This is a genomic window from Kitasatospora purpeofusca, from assembly GCF_042691725.1.
GTDB classification, from domain to species: Bacteria; Actinomycetota; Actinomycetes; order Streptomycetales; family Streptomycetaceae; genus Kitasatospora; species Kitasatospora purpeofusca_B.
This window is the reverse complement of sequence record NZ_CP170483.1, coordinates 2101445-2127643: the sequence shown is the minus strand read 5'-3', so window position 1 is coordinate 2127643 and position 26199 is coordinate 2101445. Positions and strand designations below refer to the sequence as shown.

Below are 26199 nucleotides of genomic sequence, written 5' to 3'. Positions count from 1 at the left end.
CCCGGGGATCGCTCCCCGGGGGCCCTTTCGCGTGGGTCCGCGGCCGGATCAGCCGCTGAACTCCTCCTGGCTGCGGTGCGCCTGCTCCAGCAGCTCCTGGACGCCGGCCAGCTCGGACTCCAGCTTCGCCGCCTTGGCGGTGTTGCCGGCCGCGCGGGCCTTGTCCAGGTCGGTGCGCAGCTTCTCCGCCTTGGCCTGGAACAGGCCGACCATGCCGGCGGCGCGGGCCTTGGCCTCCGGGTTGGAGCGCTTCCACTCGCTGTCCTCGGCCTCGCGGATGGCCCGCTCGACCGTGTTCAGCCGGCCGTCCAGCTTCGGACGGACGTCGCGCGGCACGTGGCCGATGGCCTCCCAGCGCTCGTTGACCTCGCGCAGCGCCGCCTTGGCCGCCTTGAGGTCGGTGATCGGCAGGATCGCCTCGGCCTCGGCCGCCAGCGCCTCCTTGAGCTTCTGGTTGGCGACCTGCTCGGCGTCGCGCTCGCTGAACACCGCGGAGCGCGCCTGGAAGAAGACGTCCTGGGCGCCGCGGAACCGCGCCCACAGCTCGTCCTCGACGTCGCGCTGGGCGCGGCCGGCGGCCTTCCAGCGCGCCATCAGGTCGCGGTAGCTCGCCGCGGTGTCGCCCCACTCGGTGGAGGAGGAGAGCGCCTCGGCCTCGGTGACCAGCTGCTCCTTGGTGAGCCGGGCCTGCTCGCGCTCGGCGTCCAGCGCCGCGAAGTGCGACTTGCGGTGCTTGGAGAAGACCGAGCGGGCGTGCGAGAAGCGGTGCCACAGCTCGTCGTCGCTCTTGCGGTCCAGGCGGGGCAGGCCCTTCCAGGTGTCCACCAGGGCGCGCAGCCGGTCGCCGGCCTCCCGCCACTGGGTGGACTCGGCGAGCTGCTCGGCCTCGGCGACCAGCGCCTCCTTGGCGGTGCGGGTCTCGTCCTGGGCCTTGGCCCGGGCGACCTTGCGCTCCTCGCGGCGGCTGTCGATCTCGCCGGCGAGCGCGTCCAGCCGCTGGGCCAGCGAGGCCAGGTCGCCGACCGCGTGCGCCTCGGTGACCTGCTCGCGCAGGTGCTCCAGTGCGGCCTGGGCGTCCTTGGCGGCCAGGTCGGTGGTGCGCACCCGCTTCTCCAGCAGGCCGATCTCCACCTCGATGCCCTGGTACTTGCGCTCGAAGTAGGCGAGCGCCTCCTCGGGCGAGCCGGCCTGCCAGGAACCCACGACGCGTTCGCCGTCGGCCGTCCTGACGTAGACCGTGCCCTGCTCGTCGACACGGCCCCACGGGTCGCTGCTCATAGCGCGTCCTCCACATGACGTCGCGCCCGCGCCGGGGCGGTACGCGTCCGTCGTCCACAGTTGATGTGCGGCGGACCGATGAGTCCGCCGTCCCCGTCCGCCGTGTCCTGCTGCCGAGGGTGACGGCCGGCGGGTCTGGGCACCCTACACAACGCCAACATAGGCGACCAGGCCCGGTGCTGTCCGCATCCGGGCCGGGCGATTTCGGGCCGGGGCCGCCCCGGCGCGCCCTGGCGGCGCGCCGGGAGGGCTCCGGGGCGGATCAACCCTTGGCGGCGGTCACCGAGTTGAGGGTGACGTCGGCCATCGGGTGGCCGTCCGTGCCGCCCTCCAGGGTGCCCGCGGCGGCGATCTTCTGGAGCACGTCCAGACCGCCGGTGATCTTGCCGAACGGGGTGTAGTTCGGCGACAGCTGGGTGTCCTTGTAGACGAGGAAGAACTGGCTGCCGTTGGTGCCCGGGCCGGCGTTGGCCATCGCCACGGTGCCGGCCGGGTAGGTGGCGCCGGTGAGGTTCTCGTCGGCGAACTTGTAGCCGGGACCGCCGGTTCCGCCCGGGGCGGTGGCGCTGGCGGTCGGGTCGCCGCACTGCAGCACGAAGATGCCGTCGGTGGTGAGCCGGTGGCACTTGGTGTGGTCGAAGTACTGCTCGCCGGCCAGGAAGGCGAAGGAGTTCACCGTGTGCGGCGCCTTGGCGGCGTCCAGCGACAGCGTCACCTTGCCGCAGTTGGTGTCCAGGGTCACCGCGTAGGAGGCCTTGGCGTCCACGGTCATCGCCGGCTCGGCCTGCCACTGCTTGCCGTTCGGGGCGCCCGGCGCCGGCTCCCCGCAGCCCTCGACCGGCTTGCGGGTCGCCGCGGTGGGCTCGGTCGCGTCCGGGGACGGGGCGGCCTGCGCGGTGCGGTCGTCCTTCTTCTTGTCGTCCGAGTCGAAGGCGCCGGTCGCGAAGAGGGTGCCGCCGCCCGCCAGCACGACCACGGCGAGTGAGGCGCCGAGGATCGTGTTGCGGCGCTTGCGCGCGGCCACCTGGGCGGCCCGGCGCTCCATCTGGCGCTCGTACTTGTCCCGGGCGAGCTGCCGCCGCCGCTGTTCGCTGCTGACCACCGGCTCTGTCTCCTACGGATGTGCTGATCGCGGATGTGGGGGCTTCGTCTGTGTGCGACGCCGATGCGGATCATCGCACCCATCGGCGGCCAAGTGTAGGGACCGCGACCGTAAGAACGGGGTGAACCGTTCAGCTCGAAGTGAACCTGTCACGCGGATCTGGTTCGCAACCGGACCCGCACCGCCGGTAGGCTGCCCCTACATCACCGTTCGTAGCCGCAGCCCCAGCCGCCGCGGCGAGCGACGCCGAAGAGCCGAAGACCGACACCGAAGGACGCGCGTGTTCATCGCCGGATTCCCCGCTGGAGCCTGGGGCACCAACTGCTACCTGGTCGCTCCGGCGCCGGGCGAGGAGTGCGTCATCGTCGATCCGGGCCACCAGGCCGCCGCCGGCGTCGAGGAACTGGTCCGCGAGCACCGGCTCAAGCCGGTCGCGGTGGTGCTCACCCACGGCCACATCGACCATGTCGCCTCCGTGGTCCCGGTCTGCGGCGCCAAGGGCGTCCCGGCCTGGATCCACCCCGAGGACCGCTACATGATGAGCGACCCGGAGAAAGCGCTCGGCCGCTCGCTCGGCACCCAGCTGATGGGCGAGCTGACCGTCGGCGAGCCCGACGACGTGCGCGAGCTCACCGACGGCGGCGTGCTGGAGCTGGCCGGTCTGTCACTCACCGTCGACCACGCCCCCGGCCATACCAGGGGGTCGGTGACGTTCCGGACGCCCGCCGCCGAGGACCTTCCCCCGGTGCTCTTCTCGGGCGACCTGCTCTTCGCCGGCTCCATAGGGCGAACCGACCTCCCGGGCGGGGACGGCGAGGCGATCCTGCGCTCGCTGGCCCGGGTGTGCCTGCCCCTCGACGACGCCACCGTGGTCCTCTCCGGCCACGGCGGACAGACCACCATCGGCCGCGAGCGCGCCACCAACCCCTACCTCCGGCAGGCAGCGGGGGCGGCCGGCGCCCCGGCTTTCCCGCGACGAGGAATGTGACGGAAGAGAAGTTGAGCACCTTCACCGCCCCCAAGGGCACCTACGACCTGCTGCCGCCCAGCTCGGCGACCTTCCTGGCGGTCCGCGAGGCGATCGCCGCGCCCGCCCGCCGGGCCGGCTACGGCTACGTCGAGACCCCGGTCTTCGAGGACGTCAAGCTGTTCTCCCGCGGCGTCGGCGAGTCGACCGACATCGTCAGCAAGGAGATGTACACCCTCACCACCAAGGGCGGCGACGAGCTCGCGCTGCGCCCCGAGGGCACCGCCTCCGTGCTGCGCGCCGCGCTCCAGGCCAACCTGCACAAGCAGGGCAACCTGCCGGTCAAGCTCTGGTACTCCGGCTCCTACTACCGCTACGAGCGCGCCCAGAAGGGCCGCTACCGCCAGTTCTCGCAGGTCGGCGCGGAGGCGATCGGCGCCGAGGACCCGGCGCTGGACGCCGAGCTGATCATCCTGGCCGACGACGCCTTCCGCGCGCTCGGCCTGAGCGACTACCGGCTGCTGCTCAACAGCCTCGGCGACAAGCAGTGCCGCCCGGTCTACCGCGCCGCCCTGGTGGAGTTCCTGGCCGGCCTGGACCTCGACGAGGACACCCGCCGCCGCGCCGGGATCAACCCGCTGCGGGTGCTGGACGACAAGCGCGAGTCGGTGCAGGCCCAGCTCGGCGGCGCCCCGATGCTGCGCGACTACCTCTGCGAGGACTGCAAGGCCTACGACGAGAAGGTCCGCGAGCTGCTGACCGCCAACGGCGTCGCCTTCGTCGACGACCCCAAGCTGGTCCGCGGCCTCGACTACTACACCCGCACCACCTTCGAGTTCGTGCACAACGGCCTCGGCGCCCAGTCCGCGATCGGCGGCGGCGGCCGCTACGACGGCCTGTCCGAGATGATCGGCGGCCCGGCGCTGCCCTCGGTCGGCTGGGCGCTCGGCGTGGACCGCACCTTCCTGGCCCTGGAGGCCGAGGGCGTCACCCTCGACCTGCCGGCCGCCACCTCCGTCTACGCCGTCGCGCTCGGCGAGGAGGCCAAGAACGTCCTGTTCGCCAAGGTGATCGAGCTGCGCCGGGCCGGCGTCGCCACCGACCTCGCCTTCGGCGTCAAGAGCATCAAGAACGCCATGAAGTCCGCCGACCGTTCCGGCGCCCGCTTCGCCCTCATCGCCGGGGACCGCGACCTCGCCGAGGGCGTCGTCCAGCTCAAGGACCTCACCACCGGCGAGCAGAACCCCGTCGCCCTCGACGCACTCGTCACCACCCTGAAGGAGAAGCAGCTGTGATCCGCACGCACGACGCGGGCACGCTCCGCCCGGAGCACGCAGGCACCACCGTCACCCTGGCCGGCTGGGTCGCCCGCCGCCGCGACCACGGCGGCGTGGCCTTCATCGACCTGCGCGACGCCTCCGGCACCGTGCAGATCGTGGTCCGCGACCTCGACTCGGTGCACGGCCTGCGCGCCGAGTACTGCGTCAAGGTGGTCGGCGACGTCCGGGTGCGGCCCGAGGGCAACGAGAACCCGGACATCCCGACCGGCGCCGTCGAGGTCGTCGTCAGCGCGATCGAGGTCCTCTCCGAGGCCGCGCCGCTGCCGTTCCCGGTCGCCGAGTACGAGCCCGGCACGGTCAACGAGGAGGTGCGCCTGCGCTACCGCTACCTCGACCTGCGCCGTGAGGGCCCGGCCAAGGGCCTGCGCCTGCGCTCCAAGGTCAACAACATCATCCGCCGGGTGATGGAGGAGAACGACTACCTCGACATCGAGACGCCGTACCTCACCCGCTCCACCCCCGAGGGCGCCCGCGACTTCCTCGTCCCGGTCCGCCTGCAGCCCGGCCACTGGTACGCGCTGCCGCAGTCGCCCCAGCTGTTCAAGCAGCTGCTGATGGTGGCCGGCATGGAGCGCTACTACCAGATCGCCCGCTGCTTCCGCGACGAGGACTTCCGTGCCGACCGCCAGCCGGAGTTCACCCAGCTGGACATCGAGGCCTCCTTCGTCGACCAGGAGGACGTCCTGGCCCTCGGCGAGAAGATCATCGGCGCGATCTGGCGCGAGGTCCACGGCTACGAGATCCCCGACCCGCTGCCGCGGATGACCTACGCCGACGCCATGGGCCGCTACGGCTCCGACAAGCCGGACGTCCGCTTCGGCCAGGAGCTCACCGACCTCACCGCGTACTTCAAGGGCACCGACTTCCGGGTCTTCCAGGCCCCGTACGTCGGCGCCGTGGTGATGCCCGGCGGCGCCTCGCAGCCGCGCAAGCAGCTCGACGCCTGGCAGGACTGGGCCAAGGCGCGCGGCGCCCGCGGCCTCGCCTACGTGCTCATCGACGCCGAGACCGGCGAGCTGCGCGGCCCCGTCGCCAAGAACCTCTCCGAGGAGCACCTGGCCGGCCTGGCCGCCGCCGCCGGCGCCAAGAACGGCGACGCGATCTTCTTCGCGGCCGGCAAGGAGCGCGCCTCCCAGGAGCTGCTCGGCGCCGCCCGCCTGGAGATCGGCCGCCGCTGCGAGCTGATCGACGAGTCCCAGTGGGCCTTCCTGTGGGTCGTCGACTTCCCGATGTTCGAGCCGATCGAGGACGACAAGGGCGCGTTCCAGGGCTGGCACGCCGTGCACCACCCCTTCACCGCCCCCACCGCGCAGTCGCTGGCCACCTTCGACACCGACCCGGGCAACGCCCTGTCCAACGCCTACGACCTCGTGCTCAACGGCTCGGAGCTGGGCGGCGGTTCGATCCGTATCCACCAGCGGGACGTGCAGAAGCGGGCGTTCGACGCGATCGGCCTCTCCGAGGAGGAGGCCGCCTCGCAGTTCGGCTTCCTGCTGGACGCCTTCAACTACGGCCCGCCGCCGCACGGCGGTGTCGCCTTCGGCCTGGACCGGATCGTCACCCTGCTCGGCGGGTACGACACCATCCGGGACGTCATCGCGTTCCCGAAGACGTCCACCGGCGGCGACCCGCTGACCGGCGCCCCCACCCCGATCACCCCGGCGCAGCGCCGCGAGGCCGGCGTCGACGCCCAGCCCAAGGTCCGTGAGGAAGCCAAGTCCGAGGGTCAGCCGAAGGCCTGACACCCCGTCGGCCGACATCGGCTAACCTTTCACGGCCCCGGACAGCATTCCCGCTGTCCGGGGCCGGTCCACAACGGCGTGCGACAGAGAGAGGGTTCCCTGTGAAGGTCAGTACCAGGATCGAATGTCCCGAGGACGCCCCCGCCACCAGACGTGTCCACATGGCCGCCTTCCCCGGCCCCGACGAGGCCGACCTGGTCGACGCGCTGCGCCGCGACCCGGCCTGGCTGCCGGACCTGTCGGTGGTCGCGGTCGACGACTCCGGGCTGGTGGTCGGCCACGCGCTGCTCACCCGGCTGCGGGTCGGCAAGGGCAAGGGGCTGGCGCTCGCGCCGGTCGCCGTCGCCCCCGAATGGCAGCGCAAAGGGGTCGGCGAGCTGGTGGTCAGGGCCGCGCTGACGGCCGCCGAGGACGCCGGCGAGAAACTCGTCGTCGTGCTCGGCGATCCCGACTACTACGGCCGATTCGGCTTCATCCCGGCCCAGCGGCACGAGGTGAGCGGCCCGTTCGAGGTGCCCGACGGGTACTTCCAGACGCTCGCACTGCCCGGGTACGACGGCTCCCCGCGGGGCCTGTGCCACTACCCCGAGCCCTTCGAGGCCGTCTAGCGTCCAGCCCTACTGCACCGTCCGGGCCGAGCGGGCCGGCTTTCCTCCGAGACCTATCGTGGTGCGGCAACTGCGCACGAACGCGGTCATGGCGGGTGTCGGCTCCCGGTCCTTCGGCCAGTACAGCCCGACCTGGCTCGGGCTCAACCCCCGCACCGGCCGGTACGCGACATCCTCGCGCGGTGCCAGCCGGCTCATGGTCTCCGGGGCGAAACCGACGCCCTGGCCGCACACCACCGCGGTCAGCCACTCGTCGGTGTTGTGCGCCACCGCGCCGATCCGCACCGGTCGCCCGCCCCGCTCCCGGACCGCCAGCCAGTAGTCCCGCCAGTGCCCGGCCTCGTGCGGGATCGCCACGAAGGGCTCGTCGAGCAGCTCCTCGAAGTCGATCACCGCACGGTCGGCCAGCCGGTGCCCGGCCGGCAGCGCCGCGCACCGCGCCTCCTCGCCCAGCACGGCCACGCTGTACCGCTCGGCGAGCGCCGGCGGGGCGTGCCAGAGCGTCAGGTCGATCTCGCCGGTGGCCAGGCCCGAGGTCGGGTCGAACCAGTTGTTCTGCCGCAGCTCCACCTGCCAGCCCGGCATCCGGCGGGCGAAGTCCGCCACCGTGCGCCGGGTCATCAGGTTGATGATGCCGCCCTCGAAGCCCACCCGCAGCGTCGAGCCCTGGTCCGCGGCGGCCGCCCGGGTGGCGCGCAGCGCCTCCTCCCAGCCCGCCAGCAGCGCCCCGGCGTGCGCGGCCAGCGCCCGGCCGGCCCGGGTGGGGGCCATGCCGCGCCGCGACCGTTCGAAGAGTTCGACCCCGAGCTGGCTCTCCAGCTGGCGGATCTGCTTGGTCAGCGTCGGCTGGGAGACGAACAGCCGGGCCGCCGCCGCGGTCAGCTGGCCCTCCTCGCAGACCGCGGCGAAGCTGCGCAGCAGGCGGGTGTCGACATCCATGCCCCAAGGTTATGGAACCGGAAATTGGACCCGTCCGGCAGGTCTGGGTCATGGTTGATCGTTCGGTCCTCGGACCGGCCGACGGGGGAGCCGGGCAGCGGCGGTTCAGGGGGCCGCCGCTGCCCGGCCGGAACCCGCCGACCAGCGGGAACCCGGTCCAGGACGTACGGTGAAGGGTCATCAGCACCCCACCGAACGGAGGCCCCAGGTGGCAGCGAAGGCCCAGCGCGAGCAGAGCGCCCCCAAAGCGCGGACCGGTCCGGGCGAGCGCCTGGCGAAGAAGCCCTACGAGCGGGAACTGCTGCGGCTCCAGCACGAGCTGGTGAAGCTCCAGGAGTGGGTGCGCGCCGAGGGCGCCCGGCTGGTGGTGGTCTTCGAGGGGCGCGACGCGGCCGGCAAGGGCGGCGCGATCAAGCGGGTGACGGAGTATCTGAACCCGCGCATCGCCCGGGTCGCCGCGCTGCCCGCGCCCACCGAGCGGCAGCGCACCCAGTGGTACTTCCAGCGCTACGCGGAGCACCTGCCGGCCGCCGGGGAGATCGTCCTGTTCGACCGCAGCTGGTACAACCGGGCCGGGGTGGAGAAGGTGATGGGCTTCTGCACCGAGGAGGAGTACTGGCAGTTCCTGCAGCAGTGCCCGACCTTCGAGCGGATGCTCACCGAGTCCGGCCTGCTGCTGCGCAAGTACTGGTTCTCGGTCAGCGACACCGAGCAGGAGCGGCGCTTCCGGGACCGGCTGGAGGACCCGATGAAGCGGTGGAAGCTCTCGCCGATGGACGTCGAGTCGATCACCCGCTGGGAGGACTACTCGCGGGCCAAGGACGAGATGTTCCTCCACACCGACACCCCGGACTCCCCGTGGAACGTGGTGGAGAGCGACGACAAGCGGCGGGCCCGGATCAACATGATCGCCCACCTGCTCTCCACCGTCCCCTACCGCGAGGTGAAGCCGCCGGCGATCGAGCTGCCGGACCGCCCGGCCTCGCGCGGCTACCAGCGGCCGCCGCGCGACCTGCAGCGGTACGTCCCGGACCACGCGGCGGGCCTCGACGGGTAGTAGCGGGCCCGGGCCGTTCGGGCCGTCCTGTCGGCGGGCTCGCATAGGCTTCCGGTGTGGACGAACCGGACCTCTTCACCGCCGCCGCCGAGGAACGCCAGAGCAAGGAGCCCGGCCGCGCGCCGCTCGCCGTGCGGATGCGTCCGCGCACCCTGGACGAGGTGGCCGGCCAGCGGCAGCTGCTCAAGGACGGCTCCCCGCTGCGCCGGCTGGTCTCGGGCGCGCGCGGTCCGGCGGCGACCAGCTCGGTGATCCTCTGGGGCCCGCCGGGCACCGGCAAGACCACGCTGGCGCACGTCATCAGCCAGGCGGTGGAGGGGCGGTTCGTCGAGCTGTCCGCGATCACCGCCGGGGTCAAGGAGGTCCGCGCGGTCATCGACGGCGCCCGCCGCGCGGTCGGCATGTCCGGCCGGGAGACGGTGCTCTTCCTCGACGAGATCCACCGGTTCTCCAAGGCCCAGCAGGACTCGCTGCTGCCCGCCGTGGAGAACCGCTGGGTCACCCTGATCGCCGCGACCACCGAGAACCCGTACTTCTCGGTGATCTCCCCGCTGCTCTCCCGCTCGCTGCTGCTCACCCTGGAGTCGCTGACCGACGACGACGTGCGGGCGCTGCTGCACCGCGCGGTCGCGGACGAGCGCGGCCTGGAGGGCGCGGTGGAGCTGAGCCAGGAGGCCGAGGACCACCTGGTGCGGCTGGCGGGCGGGGACGCCCGCAAGGCGCTCACCACGCTGGAGGCGGCGGCCGGCGCGGCGCTGGAGAAGGGCGAGGCGAGCATCACGCTGGCCACCACCGAGACCGCCGTCAACCACGCGGCGGTCCGCTACGACCGGGACGGCGACCAGCACTACGACGTGGCCAGCGCGCTGATCAAGTCGATCCGGGGCAGCGACGTGGACGCCACGCTGCACTACCTGGCCCGGATGATCGAGGCGGGGGAGGACCCCCGGTTCATCGCCCGGAGGCTGATGATCTCGGCCAGCGAGGACGTCGGCCTGGCCGATCCGACGGCGCTGCAGACGGCGGTGTCGGCGGCCCAGGCGGTGGCGCTGATCGGCTTCCCGGAGGCGCGGATCATCCTCTCCCAGGCGGCCATCGCGCTCGCCCTGGCGCCCAAGTCCAACGCCGCCTACCTGGCGATCGACGCCGCGCTCGCGGACGTGCGGCAGGGGCTGGCCGGCCCGGTGCCGCCGCACCTGCGGGACGCGCACTACGGCGGGGCGGGCAAGCTGGGGCACGGCAAGGGGTACCGGTACCCGCACGACCTGCCGGAGGGCATCGCGGCCCAGCAGTACGCGCCGGACGCGGTGCACGGCAAGGCGTACTACCAGCCGACCCGGCACGGCGGTGAGGCCCGCTACGCGGACGTGGTGGAGTGGACCAGGGCCCGGCTGCGGGGGGAGACCGGGAGGGCGGCCAAGGGGGAGGGCAAGGGTGGGGACAAGGGCGGATCAATGTCAGGGTGATCTGCCGGTATACTCGGGCGGAGTGCCGTGTCCCGGGACGGCGGCGGGGGAGACCCCGACCGACCGGCCGCACCAGCGGGGCATCGGCCGTCGGCCTCCTTCGGGAGGTCCGCACCAGGAGCGTCGCGCACCGTTTCGGTGTCGCGGGTGACCCGGTTTCCGGGTCGATCCGTGTGACAAGCACACTTCGTGCCCGGCTCCGGAGAGCGGCTGATCGCACTGCCCTCGGGCGGTGGGGTTTTCTCCGGGTCGCGACGTGCGACCTCCGTCAACACCTGGTGAAGCCGTATTCGTAAGCAAGGAAGGTTTGGTTCATGGCGAACCAGAAGCGCCCCAAGGTCAAGATCGCGCGTGCGCTCGGCGTGCCGCTGACCCCGAAGTCCGTCAAGTACTTCGAGGCCCGCCCGTACCCGCCCGGCCAGCACGGCCGTGGCCGCAAGCAGAACTCGGACTACAAGGTCCGTCTGGTCGAGAAGCAGCGTCTGCGCGCTCAGTACGACCTGAGCGAGAAGCAGATGGCGCGCGCGTTCGACCGCGCGAAGAAGGCCGAGGGCAAGACCGGTGAGGCGCTCGTCGCCGAGCTGGAGACCCGCCTCGACGCCCTGGTGCTGCGTTCGGGCATCGCCCGCACCATCTACCAGGCCCGTCAGATGGTCGTCCACGGCCACATCGAGGTCAACGGCGGCAAGGTCAACAAGCCGTCGTTCCAGATGAAGCCGGGCTTCGTGGTCACCGTCCGCGAGCGCAGCAAGGAGAAGGTCCCGTTCCAGGTCGCCCGTGAGGGTGGCAACGCGGGCGAGGGCCAGACCCCGAAGTACCTCGAGGTCAACCTGAAGGCCCTGGCCTTCCGCCTGGACCGTGCGCCGCAGCGCAAGGAGGTCCCGGTGATCTGCGACGAGCAGCTCGTCGTCGAGTACTACTCGCGCTGACCCGCGAGCGGTATCACCTGCGGTACCCAGCGAGCCCCCGTCGCCCTTGTGGCGGCGGGGGCTCGCCCTTGTCCGAACGGACCGGCCGGGCGGGCCGGACGGATCAGGGGGGACCGGGTGGGGTCAGTACGACTCGCCGGTCATCGCGGAGGCCAGCCGCAGGTGCGGGCGGGCCTCCTCGGCGCGGCCCTGGCGCTCCAGGGTGCGGCCGAGCATCAGCCGGGCGTAGTCCTCGGCCGGGTCCGCGTCCAGCACCCGGAGCAGCTCGGCCTCGGCCTTGCGCAGCTGGGCGGAGTGGAAGTAGCTGCGGGCCAGCAGCAGCCGGACCGAGAGGTTGGCCGGCTCCTCGGCGACGATCCCCTCGAGCATCCGGGCGGCGTCGGTGTACGCCTTGGATGCGAAGTAGAAGTTCGCCATGCGGTACTCGTCGGCGATGTTGGCCACGGGGTGCTCCTTCCGTACGGTGGTTCCGCCCGCTCCAGCAATGGACAAGTTTCAACTATTCCCGGGCCCGCCCGGGGGCCTCACCGCCCCACCGGGGAGCGGACCCGGACCGTCGGGGTGCCCGCCGCCCAGCGCGCGGTGCACGGCGGCGTCCAGGTCGAGCCGGGTGCCGGTGGCGAAGAAGTCGGTGAACTCCCGCTCGGTCAACCCGGCGACGGTGCGCTCCTCGCAGGCGCGGTGCGGGCCGTCGAAGGTGCGCGAGCCGAAGAAGGGCTTGCCGACCGCGCGCCGGATCCGGTGCGCGGCGCCCTGCAGCACCCGGGCCTCGCGCAGGTCGCCCCGCTCCCCGGGGCCGGCCGGCTCGGTCTCCAGCAGCGCCAGCAGGTCGATCGCCAGCACGATGCCCAGCAGGTCGTTGAAGAGGTGGTTGAGCCGCACGCTCTCCCGGGCCAGCGTCCGGGCCGGGCGGACCTCGCCGTTCAGCCAGTGCGCGTACGCCAGCGCGTAGAGCCCGTACGCGTACGCCCACTGCTCGCCGTGCTCCTCGCACAGCTCGCGGACCCGGCCGAGCCAGAGCTCGCCGCTCTCCCGGTCGCCCTGGAAGAGGTGGGTGATGCCCAGCTCGAACATCGCCATCAGTACGTTGCTGTTGAGCTCGCCGATGGTGCGGTAGTGCCAGAGCGCCTCCTCGAGCAGCTCGGTGGCGCGGGCCGGCTCGTCGTCGATCAGCGCGGCGCAGCCCTGCCGGTGCACCGCGTAGGCCAGCGCGCGGTCGTCGCCGGTGGCCAGCGCCTGGCGGCGGCACTCCTCCAGGGCGGGCCGGGCGGCCGCCAGGTCGCCCTGCAGGGTGGCCGTGTAGCCGGTTGCCCAGAGGGCCTTGGCGCGGGCCTCGGTGGGCTCGGGGTCGAGCGCCAGCGCCCGTTCCAGCCAGTGCCGGCCCTCGCCGAGGCGGCCGCAGCCGACCCAGTAGAACCAGAGGGTGCCGGCCATCAGCAGCGCGATCTGCTCCTCGCCCGGCTCGGCCAGGCAGAACTCCAGGGCGGCCCGCAGGTCGGCGTGCACCAGTGCGGTGCGCTCGGCGGTCTCCGCCTGCCGGGGGCCGAACCACTCGACCTCGCCCCAGGTGGCCACGCCCAGGTACCAGTCCCGGTGCCGGCGCAGCAGCCGGAGCTCCTCGCCGCCCGCCCGCAGCCGCTGCAGCCCGTACTCGCGGAGGGTGTCCAGCAGCCGGAACCGGACGCCGTAGGGGCTCTCCTCACCGGCCCGGCGGCCGGGAGGCGCCCCCACGCGCAGCACGACGGACTTGGCGACCAGCTCGGTGAGCAGGTCGAGCAGCTCGTCCGGGTCGACGCCCTCGCCGGTGCAGACGTACTCGGCCGCGTCGAAGTCGAAGCCGCCGGCGAAGACCGAGAGGCGGGCCCAGAGCAAACGTTCCTGCACTGTGCAGAGCTCATGGCTCCAGCCGATCGTGGTGCGCAGCGTCCGATGGTGCGGCAGGGGATCCGGATCGCCGCCGGTCAGCAGCCGGAAGCGGTCGTCCAGCCGGGCGTCGATCTGCTCGACCGACAGCGCCCGCAGCCACCCGGCGGCCAGCTCCACGGCCAGCGGAATGCCGTCCAGCCGGCGGCACAGCCGGGCGATCGCCCCGGCGTTCGTGGCGGTGACCGCGAAGGACGGCAGCACCGCCCGGGCCCGGTCGGCGAACAGCCGCCCCGCGTCGGGGAGGGCGCCCGCCGCGCCCGCCGGTTCCCGCGGCCCGACCGGCAGCGGGGCCAGGATCAGCAGGTGCTCCCCGGCCGTGCGCAGCGCCACCCGGCTGGTGACCAGCACCCGCAGGCCGGGCAGGGCCCGCAGCAGCGCCACGGCCAGCTCGGCGCAGGCCGCCGCCAGGTGCTCGCAGCCGTCCAGCACCAGCAGCAGCCGGCGCCCGGCCAGCTGCTCGGCCAGCACCTCCAGCGGGGACCGCGCGGTGCCGTCGGTCAGCCGCAGCGCCTCCAGCGCGGCGTGCCCGAGCAGCCGCCCGTCCCGCACCGGCGCCACCTCCACCAGCCAGGTGCCGTCCGGGAACGCGCCGGTGGCCCGGGCCGCGGCCCGCAGCGCCAGCCGGCTCTTGCCGACCCCGCCCGGGCCGGTGACCGTCACCAGCCGGTGTCCGGCCAGCAGCAGGGCCAGCTCGGTCAGCTCGCGCTGTCGGCCGACGAAGCCGGTGACCTCCGCCGGGAGCCGCCCCGGCCCCGGCCGGTCCGGCCGCGGTGTCGATTCCCCGTCCAAACCCTGCTCCCCGCTTCGAGGCCCGGGCCGGGCCGGCCCGGGCATCCGTCCGTCCGGGCCGCCCGGGTGGCGGCCTGCCCGGCAGAACGAGGTGACCGACGGGTAGGTTACGCGCGCGGATCGCACACCCGGTCGGATCGCCGCGCGCCCCGCGCGGGGAAACCCGGTCCGGAAACTCCGTGCGGTCGCGATAGGGTTCCCTAGGGCCTGTCTCCTGGATTCTGCCGGACCCCGGCAAGGTCCAGGCGACAGGGCCCGGGCATGGGTGCCCGATGAAACGCAAGGCGAGGGAGCGCGCAAAGGTGTCCGTGGGAGAGCTGGCCGGCCTGCTCGTCGCCGTGTTCTGGGCGGTCCTGGTCACCCTGCTCGCGGTCGTGCTGGTCCGGCTGTCGCGGGTGCTCAAGGAGGCCACCGTCCTGGTCTCCGCCGTCACCGAGCAGGCCGTGCCGCTGCTGACCGACGCCGGGGCCGCCGTGCGCAGCGCCAACGAGCAGCTGGAGCGGGTGGACGAGATCACCGCCAACGTGCAGGACGCGGCGGCCAACGCCAACGCGCTCTCCTCCACCGTCGCGGCCACCCTCGGCGGCCCGCTGGTCAAGGTCGCGGCGTTCAGCTACGGCGTGCGCAAGGCGGTCGCCAAGCAGCAGGGCGCCGCCACGCTGCCCACCCAGCCGGCCGAGCGCGAGGAGCTGGCCCGGCTGATCCGGGCCGAGGTGCGCGCCGCGACCGCCCCCAGGGGCGGCCTGCTCTCCAGGGTCCGGCGCGCGGTGAGGAGCTGACGGCATGGTGCGACGCATCTTCTGGATGGCGGTCGGCGCCGGCGCCACCGTCTGGGCCGTGAACAAGGCCAACGAGACCGTGCACCGGCTCACCCCGGACAGCCTCTCCGGCACCGCCGCCCGCGGCGCGCTGCACCTGGGGGACCTGGCCAAGCAGTTCGCCCAGGACGTGCGGGCCGGCATGAACGAGCGCGAGGAGCAGCTGCGCGAGGACCTCGGACTGGACGGCACCGCCGTCGTCGAGCCGCGCCGCCGCAACGGGGCACTGCGCGGCGAGCCCCGGTACCGAGCTATCTCGGCGGCGCCCGGGAGCCCGGCCGCCGCCCTGCCTCCGCCCAGCCGTGCCCGCGGGTCCTCCGACGGAGCCGGCACCACCCCCCCAGCCATCGAGAAAACGCCCCGGCGCGCGCTCGCGCCGCGGGGCGGTACCAACCGGAAGGACCACTAATGGAGTCGGCAGAGATCCGCCGCCGCTGGCTGCGCTTCTTCGAGGAGCGCGGCCACACCGTCGTTCCGTCGGCGTCCCTGGTCGCCGACGACCCCACCCTGCTGCTGGTCAACGCCGGCATGGTCCCGTTCAAGCCCTACTTCCTGGGCGAGGTCAAGCCGCAGTTCTCGCGCGCCACCAGCGTCCAGAAGTGCGTGCGCACCCTGGACATCGAGGAGGTCGGGAAGACCACCCGGCACGGCTCCTTCTTCCAGATGTGCGGCAACTTCTCCTTCGGTGACTACTTCAAGGAAGGAGCCATCAAGTTCGCGTGGGAGCTGCTCACCACCCCTGTCGCGGACGGCGGCTACGGCCTGGAGAAGGAGAAGCTCTGGATCACCGTCTACAAGGACGACGACGAGGCCGAGCAGATCTGGCGTGACGTCATCGGCGTGCCCTCGGAGCGCATCCAGCGCCTGGGCATGAAGGACAACTTCTGGTCGATGGGCGTCCCCGGCCCGTGCGGCCCGTGCTCGGAGATCAACTACGACCGCGGCCCCGCGTACGGCGAGGAGGGCGGCCCGGCCGTCAACGGCGAGCGCTACCTGGAGATCTGGAACCTGGTCTTCATGCAGTACGAGCGCGGCCACGGCGACGGCAAGGACGGGTTCGAGATCCTCGGCGACCTGCCGAGCAAGAACATCGACACCGGCCTCGGCCTCGAGCGCCTCGCCGCCATCCTCCAGGACGTCGACAACCTCTTCGAGATCGACACCAGCCGGATGATCCTGGACCGGGCCGCCGAGCTGACCGGTCACACCTACGGCGCCGAGCACAAGGCGGACGTCTCGCTGCGCGTGGTCACCGACCACATCCGCACCGCGCTGATGCTGATCGGCGACGGCGTCACCCCCGGCAACGAGGGCCGCGGCTACGTGCTGCGCCGCATCCTGCGCCGCGCCATCCGCAACATGCGCCTGCTGGGCGCCACCGGTGTGGTCGCCAAGGACCTCACCGACATCGCCATCAAGGCGATGGCCCCGCAGTACCCGGAGCTGGAGACCGACCGCAAGCGCATCGAGACGGTCGTCGTCGGCGAGGAGGCGGCCTTCCTCCAGACGCTGAAGGCCGGCACCAACCTGCTGGACGCCGCGGTCACCGAGACCAAGCAGGCCGGCGGCGCGGTGCTCTCCGGCGACCAGGCGTTCAAGCTGCACGACACCTACGGCTTCCCGATCGACCTGACCCTGGAGATGGCCGAGGAGCAGGGCCTCCAGGTCGACGAGTCCGGCTTCCGCCGCCTCATGCAGGAGCAGCGGGACCGTGCCAAGGCGGACGCCAAGGCCAAGAAGATGGGCCACGCCGACGTCGCCGCGTACCGCGAGGTGGCCGACGCCTCGGGCGCCAGCGTCTTCACCGGCTACACCCTCACCGAGGGCGAGGCCACCGTGGTCGGCCTGCTGGTGAACGGCGCCCCGGCGCCGGCCGCCTCCGAGGGCGACGAGGTCGAGATCATCCTCGACCGCACCCCGTTCTACGCCGAGGGCGGCGGCCAGCTCGCCGACCACGGCCGGATCCGGCTGGAATCCGGCGCGGTCGTCGAGATCCGCGACGTGCAGCAGCCCGTCCCGGGCGTGATCGTGCACTCCGGCGGCGTGCTGTTCGGCGAGGTCGTGCTCGGCTCCTCCGCGTACGCCACCATCGACGTGGAGCGCCGCCGGGCGATCGCCCGCGCCCACTCGGCCACCCACCTGACCCACCAGGCGCTGCGCGACGCGCTCGGCCCGACGGCCGCCCAGGCCGGTTCGGAGAACGCCCCGGGCCGCTTCCGCTTCGACTTCGGCTCGCCCGCCGCCGTGCCCGGCAGTGTGCTGACCGACGTCGAGCAGAAGATCAACGACGTGCTGACCCGCGAGCTGGAGGTCACCGCCGAGGTCATGACGATGGACCAGGCCCGCAAGGCCGGCGCCATCGCGATGTTCGGCGAGAAGTACGGCGACTCGGTCCGCGTCGTCACCATCGGCGACTTCTCCAAGGAGCTGTGCGGTGGCACGCACGTCGGCAACACCGCCCAGCTGGGCCTGGTGAAGCTGCTCGGCGAGTCCTCGATCGGTTCCGGCGTGCGCCGCGTGGAGGCCCTGGTCGGTGCCGACGCGTACCGGTTCCTGGCCCGTGAGCACACCGTGGTCGCCCAGCTGACCGAGCTGGTCAAGGGCCGCCCGGAGGAGCTGCCGGAGAAGATCTCCGGCATGCTCGCCAAGCTCAAGGACGCCGAGAAGGAGATCGAGCGCTTCCGCGCCGAGAAGGTGCTCGCGGCCGCCGCGGGTCTGGCCGACTCGGCCGAGGACGTGCACGGCATCGCCGTGGTGGCCGCCCGGGTCGCCGACGGCACCGGCGCGGACGAGCTGCGCAAGCTGGTCCTGGACGTGCGCGGCCGCCTTGGCTCGCGCCCGGCCGTGGTCGCCGCCTTCACCGTGGCGAACGACCGCCCGCTGACCGTGATCGCCACCAACGAGGACGCCCGCGGCCGCGGCATCAAGGCCGGCGAGCTGGTCCGCACCGCGGCCAAGACCCTCGGCGGCGGCGGTGGCGGCAAGGACGACGTCGCCCAGGGCGGCGGCACCAACCCGGCCGCGATCGACGAGGCCGTCGCCGCGGTGCGCGGTCTGGTCGCGGAGCGTGCCTCCTGATGGGGTCCGCGTTCTGATGGAGTTCGAGGAGAAGCCCTTCCGGCGCGGGCGGCGGATCGCCGTCGACGTCGGGGACGCCCGGATCGGGGTCGCGTCCTGCGACCCCGACGGGGTGCTCGCCACCCCGGTGGAGACCGTCCCGGCCGGGGTCAAGTCGCAGGCCCGGATCGCCGCGATCGTCGAGGAGTACGACGCGATCGAGGTGATCGTCGGGCTGCCGCGCTCGCTCAGCGGCAAGGAGGGGCCGGCGGCCGAGAAGGTCCGCGGCTACGCGGTCCGGCTGGCCAACCGGCTCTGGCCGGTACCGGTCCGGCTGGTCGACGAGCGGATGTCGACGGTCACCGCGACCCACGGGCTGCGCGCCTCGGGGGTCAAGGCCAAGAAGGGCCGCTCGGTGGTCGACCAGGCCGCCGCGGTGGTGATCCTGCAGACCGCCCTTGAGTCCGAACGGGTGAGCGGACGCCCGCCCGGTGAGAGCGTCGAGGCGGCGGGCTGACCGGCCTGTTCTAACGTCCCGAAGAGGGTCCGTGCGGACGCGCGTCCGCACGGACCCCTCTGCCGTTGCCGTCGCGCCGCTTGCCGCGCCGACCGCCGAGGGGACGCCGTGACCGACCTGGACCTCACACCCGGCCTGAGCCCCGGCCACCTCGGTGCGCCGGCGACCGAACCGGAGGGCCGCCCGCCGGGCGCGCCCGCGCCGCGCCCCGGTGCGCCGGATCCGCGCCGGCGGCGCACCGGGCTGGCCTGTCTGCTGACCGCGCTGTCGCTGATCGCCGTGTTCGGCGGGATCGGGCTGGCCGGCTTCAGCTGGATCCAGGGGCAGCGCAAGCCGCCGGCCGCGGCCGACTACACGGGCAACGGGTCCGGTTCGGTGCAGGTGTCGGTGCCGGAGGGCGCCGGCCTCAGCCAGATCGCCTCCGCGCTGGTGCGCAACGGCGTGGTGGCCAGCTCGCTCGCGTTCACCCGGGCCGCCAAGGGCAGCGCGGCGGCGGCCGGGCGGATCCAGCCCGGCACGTACACGCTGCGGCTGAAGATGTCGGCGGCCGCCGCGCTCGCCGTGCTGATCGACCCCGCCAACGCCAACGGCCTGACCATTCCCGAGGGTTGGCGCGGCAGCCAGATCTACGCGGCGATCGACCGGAAGCTCCAGCTGCCGCCGGGCACCGCGGAGCAGGCGGCCAAGGACCAGGCCGCGGAGCTGGGCCTGCCGGAGACCGCGGGCGGCGTCCCCGAGGGCTACCTGTTCCCCGCGACGTACGCGGTGACCGACGACACCACCGCCGCCGACCTGCTGAAGCAGATGGTCGACCGGGCCGGCCGGGAGTTCGCCCGGGACGACGCGGAGGTCGTCGCGACCAACCTCGGGCAGTCCCTGTACGGGCTGGTGACCATCGCGAGCATGGTGCAGGGGGAGGCCGACAACCCCGAGGACATGGCGAAGGTCGCGCGGGTGATCTACAACCGGCTGGCCAAGAACATGCCGCTGCAGCTGGACTCCACCATCAACTACGCGATGGGCCGCTCCACGCTGAACACCAGCGTCACCGACACCCGGCTCGACTCCCCGTACAACACCTACAAGCACCCGGGGCTGCCGCCGACGCCGATCTCCAACCCCGGGAGGCAGGCGATCATGGCGGCGGTGGACCCGGCGCCGGGCGACTGGCTCTACTTCGTGACCGTGAAGCCGGGGGACACCCGGTTCACCGACAGCTTCGACGTGCAGCAGAAGAACGTCGCGGAGTTCAACGCCAACCGGGCCTCGGCGGGCGCGACGGCGTCGGCGGGCGCCACGGCCTCCGCGTCCGCTCCGGCCCCGGCCTCGCCGGGGTCGCCCTGAGCGCCGGGCGGCGGCCCGACCGGCCATCCGACTGCGGTACGGTAGCGTCTCCGTCCAGGTGTTGCGCTAGCACGCCGGTTCGACAAGCAGCCGGGACGCCGTCCCGGGCGACCGGGCCGATCCTCCGGTCGTCTCCGTCGGTATAAGGGGATCAATGACCGATCTGGGTCGGGGCTACGGCCCCCAGGGCTCCGAGCCGTGGCATCCGGGTGACCCCGGGTACGGCGGTCAGCAGCCGGTCCCCGGCCAGCAGGACGGGCAGTGGCAGGAGCATCCCCAGCATTCCCAGCAGCAGTACGGCGGTCAACAGGGCTACCCCCAGCAGCAGACGCCGCAGCAGGGGATGGACCCGCAGGGCATGGGCGGTCAGCAGGGCTACCCGCAGCAGGGCGGCGGCCAGCAGGGCATGGGCGGTCAGCAGCAGTACGGCGGTCAGCAGGGCTATCCCCAGCAGCAGGGCTATCCGCAGCAGGGGATGGGCGGTCAGCAGGGCTACCCCCAGCAGCAGGGTGTGCCTCAGCAGCAGGTGCCGCAGCAGGGCATGGGCCAGCAGCAGGGCTACCCGCAGCAGCAGATGCCGCAGCAAGGTGTGCCGCAGCAGCAGGTGCCGCAGCAGGGTGCCGGTCAGCAGGGCGCCCCGGCGCGGCAGGAGCAGCGACCGGCCGCCGGGCAGCCCTCCGGCCCCGGGCCGGACGGCATCGACTGGGAGGCGGAGGCCGCCGCGCTGGAGGCCGGTGCCGACCCGGCCGCGCCCGTCGACGGCGGTGAGCACGCCGAGGACGAGTGGGACGGTCACGAGGGCGAGTACGCCCAGGACGAGTACCACGAGGACGGCGCGCAGGACGACGGCCACGGCGGTTTCCTCGGCGCGGAGGACGACTCCCGCGAGGCGAAGAAGAAGCGCAAGGAGAAGGGCAAGAAGTCGGGCCGGCGCAACGGCGGCGCCTGCCTGGTGGTCGCTCTCGTGCTGCTCGGTGCCATGGGCGGCGCCGGCTACTGGGGCTACGGCTTCTACAAGGACCACTTCGGCCCGCCGCCGGACTACGCCGGCCCGGGCACCGGTTCGGTCAACGTGGAGATCAAGCCGGGTGCGGCGGGCACCCAGATGGGCCTGGCGCTGAAGAACGCCGGGGTGGTCAAGAGCGTCGACGCGTTCAAGGCGGCCTGCGACAAGAACGTGAAGTGCTCCACCATCCAGCCGGGCGCCTACAGCATGCCCAAGGAGATGTCGGCCGAGGGGGCCGTGCAGTTCCTGGTGGAGGCGAACGGCGGCGAGAAGCTGATCATCCAGGAGGGCCTGACCTCCACCGCCACCTACGTCAAGATCGACGAGAAGCTGAAGCTGCCCAAGGGCACCACCGCCAACGTCGCCAAGGAGCAGGTCAACAGCCTCGGCCTGCCCGCGTACGCCAACGGCAACATCGAGGGCTTCCTCTGGCCGACCCGCTACTCGATCACCGAGGGCATGAAGCCCGAGGACCTGCTCAAGCAGATGGTCAAGAACGCCGTGGACCGCTACGCGGGCCTGGACGCGGAGGCGTCGAAGATCGGCCTCAAGTCCGGCTACGAGGTGGTCATCGAGGCGAGCATCCTCCAGGCGGAGGGCAACAACAAGGAAGACTTCGCCAAGATGGCCAAGACGATCCAGAACCGGCTGGCCGACAAGGGCAAGGTCAACGGCAAGCTGGGCATGGACACCACGCTGCAGTACGCGCTGGGTACCAAGAACCTGGAGAAGAAGGACATCAACGACGGCTCCAACAAGTACAACACGTACATCAACCCGGGCCTGCCGCCGGGACCGATCTCGAACCCGGGCGACGACGCGCTCAAGGCGACGCTCAACCCGGCGGACGGCAAGTGGCTGTACTTCATCGCGATGTCGCCGACCCAGACCCTGTTCGCGGATACGGACACGGAGCACGCCAACAACGTCAAGGCGTACTGCACGGCGGCCGGCCAGAAGTTCGACCCGATCGCCGTTCACTGCACCACCAAGTGACCGCCCGCCGGGGGGCCGTTCAGGGAGAAACACCAGCGTGACCAGCAAGCACCGGGCGGCCGTCCTCGGCTCGCCGATCGCGCACTCGCTCTCGCCCGTCCTGCACCGGGCCGCCTTCGCGGCGCTCGGGCTGGACGGCTGGCGCTACGACCGCTTCGAGGTCGACGAGGCCGGGCTGCCCGGCTTCCTCGCCGGGCTGGACGAGGCCGAGTGGGCGGGCTTCTCGCTCACCATGCCGCTGAAGCGGGCGGTCATCCCGCTGCTCGACGAGGTGAGCGCGACCGCCCGCGACGTCGAGGCGGTGAACACCCTGGTGTTCAGCGCCGACGGGCGGAAGTCCGGCCACAACACCGACGTGCCCGGCCTGGTCAACGCGCTGCGCGAGCGCGGCATCACCGAGGTGCCGGCCGCCGCGGTGCTCGGCGCCGGGGCCACCGCCTCCTCGGCGCTGGCCGCGCTGGCCGCGATCGGCACCCGCGAGGTCACCGTCTACGTCCGCAGCCCCGAGCGGGCCCGGGAGATGGCGGAGCTCGGCGAGCGCCTCGGCGTGGCCGTGCGGACCGCGGACTGGGCGCGCGGCGCCGAGGCGCTGACCCACCCGCTCACCGTGGCCACCACCCCGGCCGGGACGACCGACGGCTTCGCCGGGGACCTCACCGCCGACCCGGGCGCGCTCTTCGACGTGCTGTACCACCCGTGGCCGACCAAGCTGGCCGGGGCCTGCGCCGAGCGCGGGGCGACCGTGCTGGGCGGGCTCGACCTGCTCGTGCACCAGGCGGTGCTGCAGAACGAGTTCTTCACCGGGCGCGCCCCCGGGCCGCTCGCGGCGATCCGCGCCGCCGGCGAGGCCGCGCTGGCTGCGGCCTGAGGGCGGCCCGGCAGCGCCCCGGCGCCGCGCCGACCGGCCGTTTCGCGTCCGCGGGTCGGCCGGATGCTGTCCGGTGACCGGACTGCGCGGCCGGTCGGGCGGTCCGGCATGAAAGGATTCGGGGAGAAGGCACGCCCGGGCGGGTGGCGGCAGCGCCGCGCCGGTCCGCTGATGAAGGAGCTCCGTTGGGTACGTTGCGCTGGCTGACGGCGGGGGAGTCGCACGGCCCCGCACTCGTCGCGACGCTGGAGGGCCTGCCCGCCGGTGTACCGGTCACCACCGCGATGGTGGCCGACGCGCTGGCGCGCCGACGGCTCGGTTACGGTCGCGGCGCACGGATGAAGTTCGAGCAGGACGAGGTGACCTTCCTCGGCGGCATCCGGCACGGCCTGAGCATGGGCAGCCCCGTCGCCGTCATGGTGGGCAACACCGAGTGGCCGAAGTGGGAGCAGGTCATGTCGGCCGACCCGGTCGACCCCGAGGTGCTCGCCGGTCTCGCCCGCAACGAGGCGCTGACCCGTCCGCGCCCCGGCCACGCCGACCTGGCCGGCATGCAGAAGTACTCGATCGAGGAGGCCCGTCCGATCCTGGAGCGCGCCAGCGCCCGGGAGACCGCGGCCCGGGTCGCGCTCGGCGCCGTCGCCCGCTCCTACCTCAAGGAGACCTGCGGCATCGAGATCGTCAGCCACGTGGTCGAGCTGGCCGCCGCCAAGGCCCCGGCCGGGGTGCTGCCGCTGCCCGCCGACGAGGCGAAGCTGGACGCCGACCCGGTGCGCTGCCTGGACGCCGACGCCTCGAAGGCGATGGTCGCCGAGATCGACCAGGCCCACAAGGACGGCGACACCCTCGGCGGCGTCGTCGAGGTGCTCGCCTACGGCGTCCCGGTCGGCCTCGGCTCGCACGTCCACTGGGACCGCCGGCTGGACGCCCGCCTCGCCGCCGCGCTGATGGGCATCCAGGCGATCAAGGGCGTCGAGGTCGGCGACGGCTTCGAGCTGGCCCGCGTCCCCGGGTCGCAGGCGCACGACGAGATCGTGCCGACCCCCGAGGGCGCCAGGCGCGTCTCCGGCCGTTCCGGCGGCACCGAGGGCGGCCTGTCCACCGGCGAGCTGCTGCGGGTGCGCGCCGCGATGAAGCCGATCGCGACCGTGCCGCGCGCGCTGCGCACCGTGGACGTGCGCACCGGTGAGCCGGCCAAGGCCCACCACCAGCGCTCGGACGTCTGCGCGGTGCCGGCGGCCGGCATCGTCGCCGAGGCGATGGTCGCCCTGGTGCTCGCCGACGCGGTCAACGAGAAGTTCGGTGGCGACCACGTGTCGGAGACCCGGCGCAACGTGCAGAACTACCTCGACCACCTGATCGTCCGATGAGTTCGCCGGTCGTCGTGCTGGTCGGCCCGCCCGGCAGTGGCAAGTCCACCGTCGGGCGGGTCCTCGCCGAACGCCTCGGCGTCGGGTTCCGCGACACCGACGCGGACATCGAGGAGCAGGCCGGCAAGCCGATCCCGGACATCTTCGTCGACGAGGGCGAGCCGCACTTCCGCGCCCTGGAGGCGGCGGCGGTGCGCGGCGCCGCCAACGGCCACGCGGGCGTGCTCGCCCTCGGCGGCGGCGCGGTGATGGCCGAGCCCACCCGCGAGCTGCTGCGCGGCCTGCCGGTGGTGTTCCTGGAGGTGCCGCTCGCCGACGCGGTCAAGCGGGTCGGCCTGGACGCCCCCCGGCCGCTGCTGGCGGTCAACCCGCGGGCCCGCTGGCGCGAGCTGATGGAGGCCCGCCGCCCCCTCTACCTGGAGGTGGCCACCGCCGTCGTCGACACCGCCGGCCGCACCCCCGAGCAGGTCGCGGACGCCGTACTGGAAGCACTGGAGCTGAACAACCCCCATGACTGACAACGTCAGGATTCACGTCGGCGGCAGCGCCGGCCACGACCCGTACGACGTGCTGATCGGGCACCAGTTGCTCGGCGAGCTGGCGCCGCTGATCGGGACCCGGGCCCGGCGGGTGGCGATCATCCACCCCGAGGCGCTGTCCGCCACCGCCGAGGCGATCCGCGAGGACCTGCTCGGCGAGGACTACGAGGTGATCGCCCTCCAGGTGCCCAACGCCGAGGACGCGAAGAGCGCCGAGGTGGCCGCGTACTGCTGGTCGGTGCTCGGCCAGACCGGCTTCACCCGCACCGACGTGGTCGTCGGCCTCGGCGGCGGGGCCACCACCGACCTGGCCGGCTTCGTCGCCGCCACCTGGCTGCGCGGGGTCCGCTGGGTCTCCATGCCCACCACGCTGCTCGGCATGGTCGACGCGGCGGTCGGCGGCAAGACCGGCATCAACATCGCCGAGGGCAAGAACATGGTCGGCGCTTTCCACCCGCCGGTGGGCGTGCTGGCCGACCTCGCGACCCTGGAGACCGTGCCCCGGCACGACTACGTCTCCGGGCTCGCCGAGGTCATCAAGTGCGGCTTCATCGCCGACCCGGCCATCCTCGATCTCGTCGAGGCCGACCCGGAGGGCGCCAGGACGCCGGCCGGGCCGCACACCGTCGAGCTGATCCGGCGGGCCATCCAGGTCAAGGCCGACGTCGTCTCCGGGGACCTCAAGGAATCCGGGCAGCGCGAGATCCTCAACTACGGCCACACCCTCGGCCACGCCATCGAGCGCAACGAGCGCTACAAGTGGCGGCACGGCGCGGCCATCTCGATCGGCATGGTGTTCGCCGCCGAGCTCGGCCGGCTCGCCGGGCGGCTGGACGACGCGACCGCCGACCGGCACCGCACCGTGCTCGCCTCGGTCGGGCTGCCGCTCAGCTACCGCGCGGACGCCTGGCCCAAGCTGCTGGACGCGATGAAGGTCGACAAGAAGTCGCGCGGCGACCTCATCCGCTTCATCGTGCTGGACGGCCTCGGCAGGACCTCCGTGCTGGAGGGCCCCGACCCGTCCCTGCTGGTGGCCGCCTACGCGGAGGTGTCCTCGTGACCCGGGTGATGGTGCTGAACGGCCCCAACCTCGGTCGGCTCGGCAGCCGCGAGCCCGATGTCTACGGCTCCACCTCGTACGCCGGGCTGGTCGAGCGCTGCACCGCGCTCGGCAAGGAGCTGGGCTTCGAGGTCGAGGTGCACGAGACCAACTCCGAGCAGACGATGGTCGAGTGGCTGCACGAGGCCGCCGACGGCCGGGTGCCGGTGGTGATCAACCCGGGCGCGTTCACCCACTACTCGTACGCGATGCGGGACGCCGCCGCGCAGCGCACCGCGCCGCTGATCGAGGTGCACATCTCCAACCCGTACGCCCGGGAGACCTTCCGGCACACCTCGGTGATCTCCGCGGTGGCCTCCGGCACGATCGCCGGGTTCGGGATCGGCTCGTACGAGCTGGCGCTGCGGGCGCTGGCCGACCGGCTCGCCACGGGCTGACGGGGCGGGCTGACGGAGCGTCGGCGCCCGGACGGCGCCGGGGC

General features: G+C 72.9%; 24 protein-coding genes. 18 read left to right on the top strand and 6 right to left on the bottom strand.

Annotated features, from left to right (window positions below; genetic code table 11):
* Positions 1 to 48: 48 nt before the first annotated feature.
* Both ACFCLZ_RS08460 and ACFCLZ_RS08455 read right to left on the bottom strand, forming a co-directional pair.
* The gene (locus ACFCLZ_RS08460; protein WP_380284176.1) at positions 49 to 1278 is read right to left on the bottom strand and encodes a DUF349 domain-containing protein; all 1230 of its coding nucleotides are present in this window, start codon (positions 1276 to 1278) and stop codon (positions 49 to 51) included.
* 262 nt (positions 1279 to 1540) lie between these two features.
* Positions 1541 to 2380, bottom strand: a complete 840-nt coding sequence (locus ACFCLZ_RS08455) for a peptidylprolyl isomerase (RefSeq protein WP_380284175.1) — start codon at positions 2378 to 2380, stop codon at positions 1541 to 1543.
* Positions 2381 to 2660: 280 nt separating this feature from the next.
* Between ACFCLZ_RS08455 and ACFCLZ_RS08450 the strand changes: the two genes are divergently transcribed.
* From ACFCLZ_RS08450 to ACFCLZ_RS08435, 4 genes are all read left to right on the top strand, one after another.
* Positions 2661 to 3368, top strand: coding sequence for an MBL fold metallo-hydrolase (locus ACFCLZ_RS08450; protein WP_380284173.1), 708 nt, complete (start codon positions 2661 to 2663; stop codon positions 3366 to 3368).
* Positions 3369 to 3379: 11 nt separating this feature from the next.
* Positions 3380 to 4642 carry a histidine--tRNA ligase gene (hisS, locus tag ACFCLZ_RS08445; protein ID WP_380284172.1) on the top strand — a complete coding sequence of 421 codons (1263 nt, stop codon included), beginning with the start codon at positions 3380 to 3382 and terminating at the stop codon, positions 4640 to 4642.
* Positions 4639 to 6429 carry an aspartate--tRNA ligase gene (gene aspS, locus ACFCLZ_RS08440; RefSeq protein WP_380284170.1) on the top strand — a complete coding sequence of 597 codons (1791 nt, stop codon included), beginning with the start codon at positions 4639 to 4641 and terminating at the stop codon, positions 6427 to 6429. The genes hisS and aspS overlap by 4 nt, the downstream gene beginning before the upstream one ends.
* A gap of 161 nt (positions 6430 to 6590) precedes the next feature.
* Complete coding sequence (locus ACFCLZ_RS08435; protein ID WP_380284168.1) at positions 6591 to 7037, top strand: GNAT family N-acetyltransferase; 447 nt, start codon at positions 6591 to 6593, stop codon at positions 7035 to 7037.
* 9 nt (positions 7038 to 7046) lie between these two features.
* On the opposite strand, the gene ACFCLZ_RS08430 is transcribed toward ACFCLZ_RS08435, so the two are convergent.
* Complete coding sequence (locus ACFCLZ_RS08430; protein WP_380284167.1) at positions 7047 to 7976, bottom strand: LysR family transcriptional regulator; 930 nt, start codon at positions 7974 to 7976, stop codon at positions 7047 to 7049.
* A 271-nt stretch (positions 7977 to 8247) separates the two neighbouring features.
* On the opposite strand from ACFCLZ_RS08430, the gene ppk2 reads away from it, so the two are divergent.
* From ppk2 to rpsD, 3 genes are all read left to right on the top strand, one after another.
* On the top strand, positions 8248 to 9033 hold the full coding sequence (gene ppk2 / locus ACFCLZ_RS08425) for a polyphosphate kinase 2 (protein WP_380286110.1): 786 nt from the start codon (positions 8248 to 8250) through the stop codon (positions 9031 to 9033).
* Between the two features lie 56 nt (positions 9034 to 9089).
* Positions 9090 to 10499, top strand: a complete 1410-nt coding sequence (locus tag ACFCLZ_RS08420; RefSeq protein ID WP_380284166.1) for a replication-associated recombination protein A — start codon at positions 9090 to 9092, stop codon at positions 10497 to 10499.
* 314 nt (positions 10500 to 10813) lie between these two features.
* Positions 10814 to 11428, top strand: coding sequence for a 30S ribosomal protein S4 (gene rpsD, locus ACFCLZ_RS08415; protein ID WP_376149976.1), 615 nt, complete (start codon positions 10814 to 10816; stop codon positions 11426 to 11428).
* A gap of 123 nt (positions 11429 to 11551) precedes the next feature.
* Here rpsD and ACFCLZ_RS08410 read toward each other — a convergent pair whose 3' ends face one another.
* Together ACFCLZ_RS08410 and ACFCLZ_RS08405 are read right to left on the bottom strand one after the other, a co-directional pair.
* Complete coding sequence (locus tag ACFCLZ_RS08410; RefSeq protein WP_380286108.1) at positions 11552 to 11845, bottom strand: tetratricopeptide repeat protein; 294 nt, start codon at positions 11843 to 11845, stop codon at positions 11552 to 11554.
* A gap of 78 nt (positions 11846 to 11923) precedes the next feature.
* Positions 11924 to 14188, bottom strand: coding sequence for an ATP-binding protein (locus ACFCLZ_RS08405; RefSeq protein ID WP_380284165.1), 2265 nt, complete (start codon positions 14186 to 14188; stop codon positions 11924 to 11926).
* A gap of 257 nt (positions 14189 to 14445) precedes the next feature.
* On the opposite strand from ACFCLZ_RS08405, the gene ACFCLZ_RS08400 reads away from it, so the two are divergent.
* From ACFCLZ_RS08400 to mltG (ACFCLZ_RS08380), 5 genes are all read left to right on the top strand, one after another.
* Positions 14446 to 14922, top strand: a complete 477-nt coding sequence (locus tag ACFCLZ_RS08400) for a DUF948 domain-containing protein (protein WP_380284164.1) — start codon at positions 14446 to 14448, stop codon at positions 14920 to 14922.
* Between the two features lie 4 nt (positions 14923 to 14926).
* Positions 14927 to 15370, top strand: a complete 444-nt coding sequence (locus ACFCLZ_RS08395) for a DUF6167 family protein (RefSeq protein WP_380284163.1) — start codon at positions 14927 to 14929, stop codon at positions 15368 to 15370.
* Positions 15370 to 18039, top strand: coding sequence for an alanine--tRNA ligase (gene alaS, locus ACFCLZ_RS08390; RefSeq protein ID WP_380284162.1), 2670 nt, complete (start codon positions 15370 to 15372; stop codon positions 18037 to 18039). Before ACFCLZ_RS08395 ends, alaS begins: the two co-directional genes overlap by 1 nt.
* Positions 18040 to 18055: 16 nt before the next feature.
* Entirely contained in the window at positions 18056 to 18535 is a 480-nt protein-coding gene (ruvX, locus tag ACFCLZ_RS08385) for a Holliday junction resolvase RuvX (RefSeq protein ID WP_380284161.1), read from the top strand.
* A gap of 108 nt (positions 18536 to 18643) precedes the next feature.
* Positions 18644 to 19879 (top strand): endolytic transglycosylase MltG, encoded by a 1236-nt coding sequence (gene mltG / locus ACFCLZ_RS08380; protein WP_380284160.1) that lies wholly within the window; start codon positions 18644 to 18646, stop codon positions 19877 to 19879.
* A gap of 151 nt (positions 19880 to 20030) precedes the next feature.
* Here the strand turns inward: mltG (ACFCLZ_RS08380) and ACFCLZ_RS08375 are convergent, their stop codons facing one another.
* Positions 20031 to 20465, bottom strand: a complete 435-nt coding sequence (locus tag ACFCLZ_RS08375; RefSeq protein WP_380284159.1) for a hypothetical protein — start codon at positions 20463 to 20465, stop codon at positions 20031 to 20033.
* Between ACFCLZ_RS08375 and mltG (ACFCLZ_RS08370) the strand changes: the two genes are divergently transcribed.
* The 6 genes from mltG (ACFCLZ_RS08370) (at position 20421) to aroQ (ending at position 26155) form a co-directional block, all read left to right on the top strand.
* Positions 20421 to 21881, top strand: a complete 1461-nt coding sequence (gene mltG, locus ACFCLZ_RS08370) for an endolytic transglycosylase MltG (RefSeq protein ID WP_380284158.1) — start codon at positions 20421 to 20423, stop codon at positions 21879 to 21881. The genes ACFCLZ_RS08375 and mltG (ACFCLZ_RS08370) overlap by 45 nt on opposite strands.
* Before the next feature lie 37 nt (positions 21882 to 21918).
* On the top strand, positions 21919 to 22749 hold the full coding sequence (locus tag ACFCLZ_RS08365) for a shikimate dehydrogenase (RefSeq protein WP_380284156.1): 831 nt from the start codon (positions 21919 to 21921) through the stop codon (positions 22747 to 22749).
* A 185-nt stretch (positions 22750 to 22934) separates the two neighbouring features.
* A complete protein-coding gene (aroC, locus tag ACFCLZ_RS08360; RefSeq protein WP_380284155.1) occupies positions 22935 to 24119 on the top strand; it encodes a chorismate synthase in 1185 nt (394 codons plus the stop codon).
* Complete coding sequence (locus ACFCLZ_RS08355; protein ID WP_380284154.1) at positions 24116 to 24637, top strand: shikimate kinase; 522 nt, start codon at positions 24116 to 24118, stop codon at positions 24635 to 24637. The genes aroC and ACFCLZ_RS08355 overlap by 4 nt, the downstream gene beginning before the upstream one ends.
* Positions 24630 to 25718, top strand: a complete 1089-nt coding sequence (aroB, locus tag ACFCLZ_RS08350) for a 3-dehydroquinate synthase (RefSeq protein ID WP_380284153.1) — start codon at positions 24630 to 24632, stop codon at positions 25716 to 25718. The genes ACFCLZ_RS08355 and aroB overlap by 8 nt, the downstream gene beginning before the upstream one ends.
* Positions 25719 to 25726: 8 nt before the next feature.
* Positions 25727 to 26155: a type II 3-dehydroquinate dehydratase gene (aroQ, locus tag ACFCLZ_RS08345; protein WP_380286107.1), complete on the top strand. Its 429-nt coding sequence runs from the start codon at positions 25727 to 25729 to the stop codon at positions 26153 to 26155.
* The last annotated feature ends 44 nt before the right edge of the window (positions 26156 to 26199 follow it).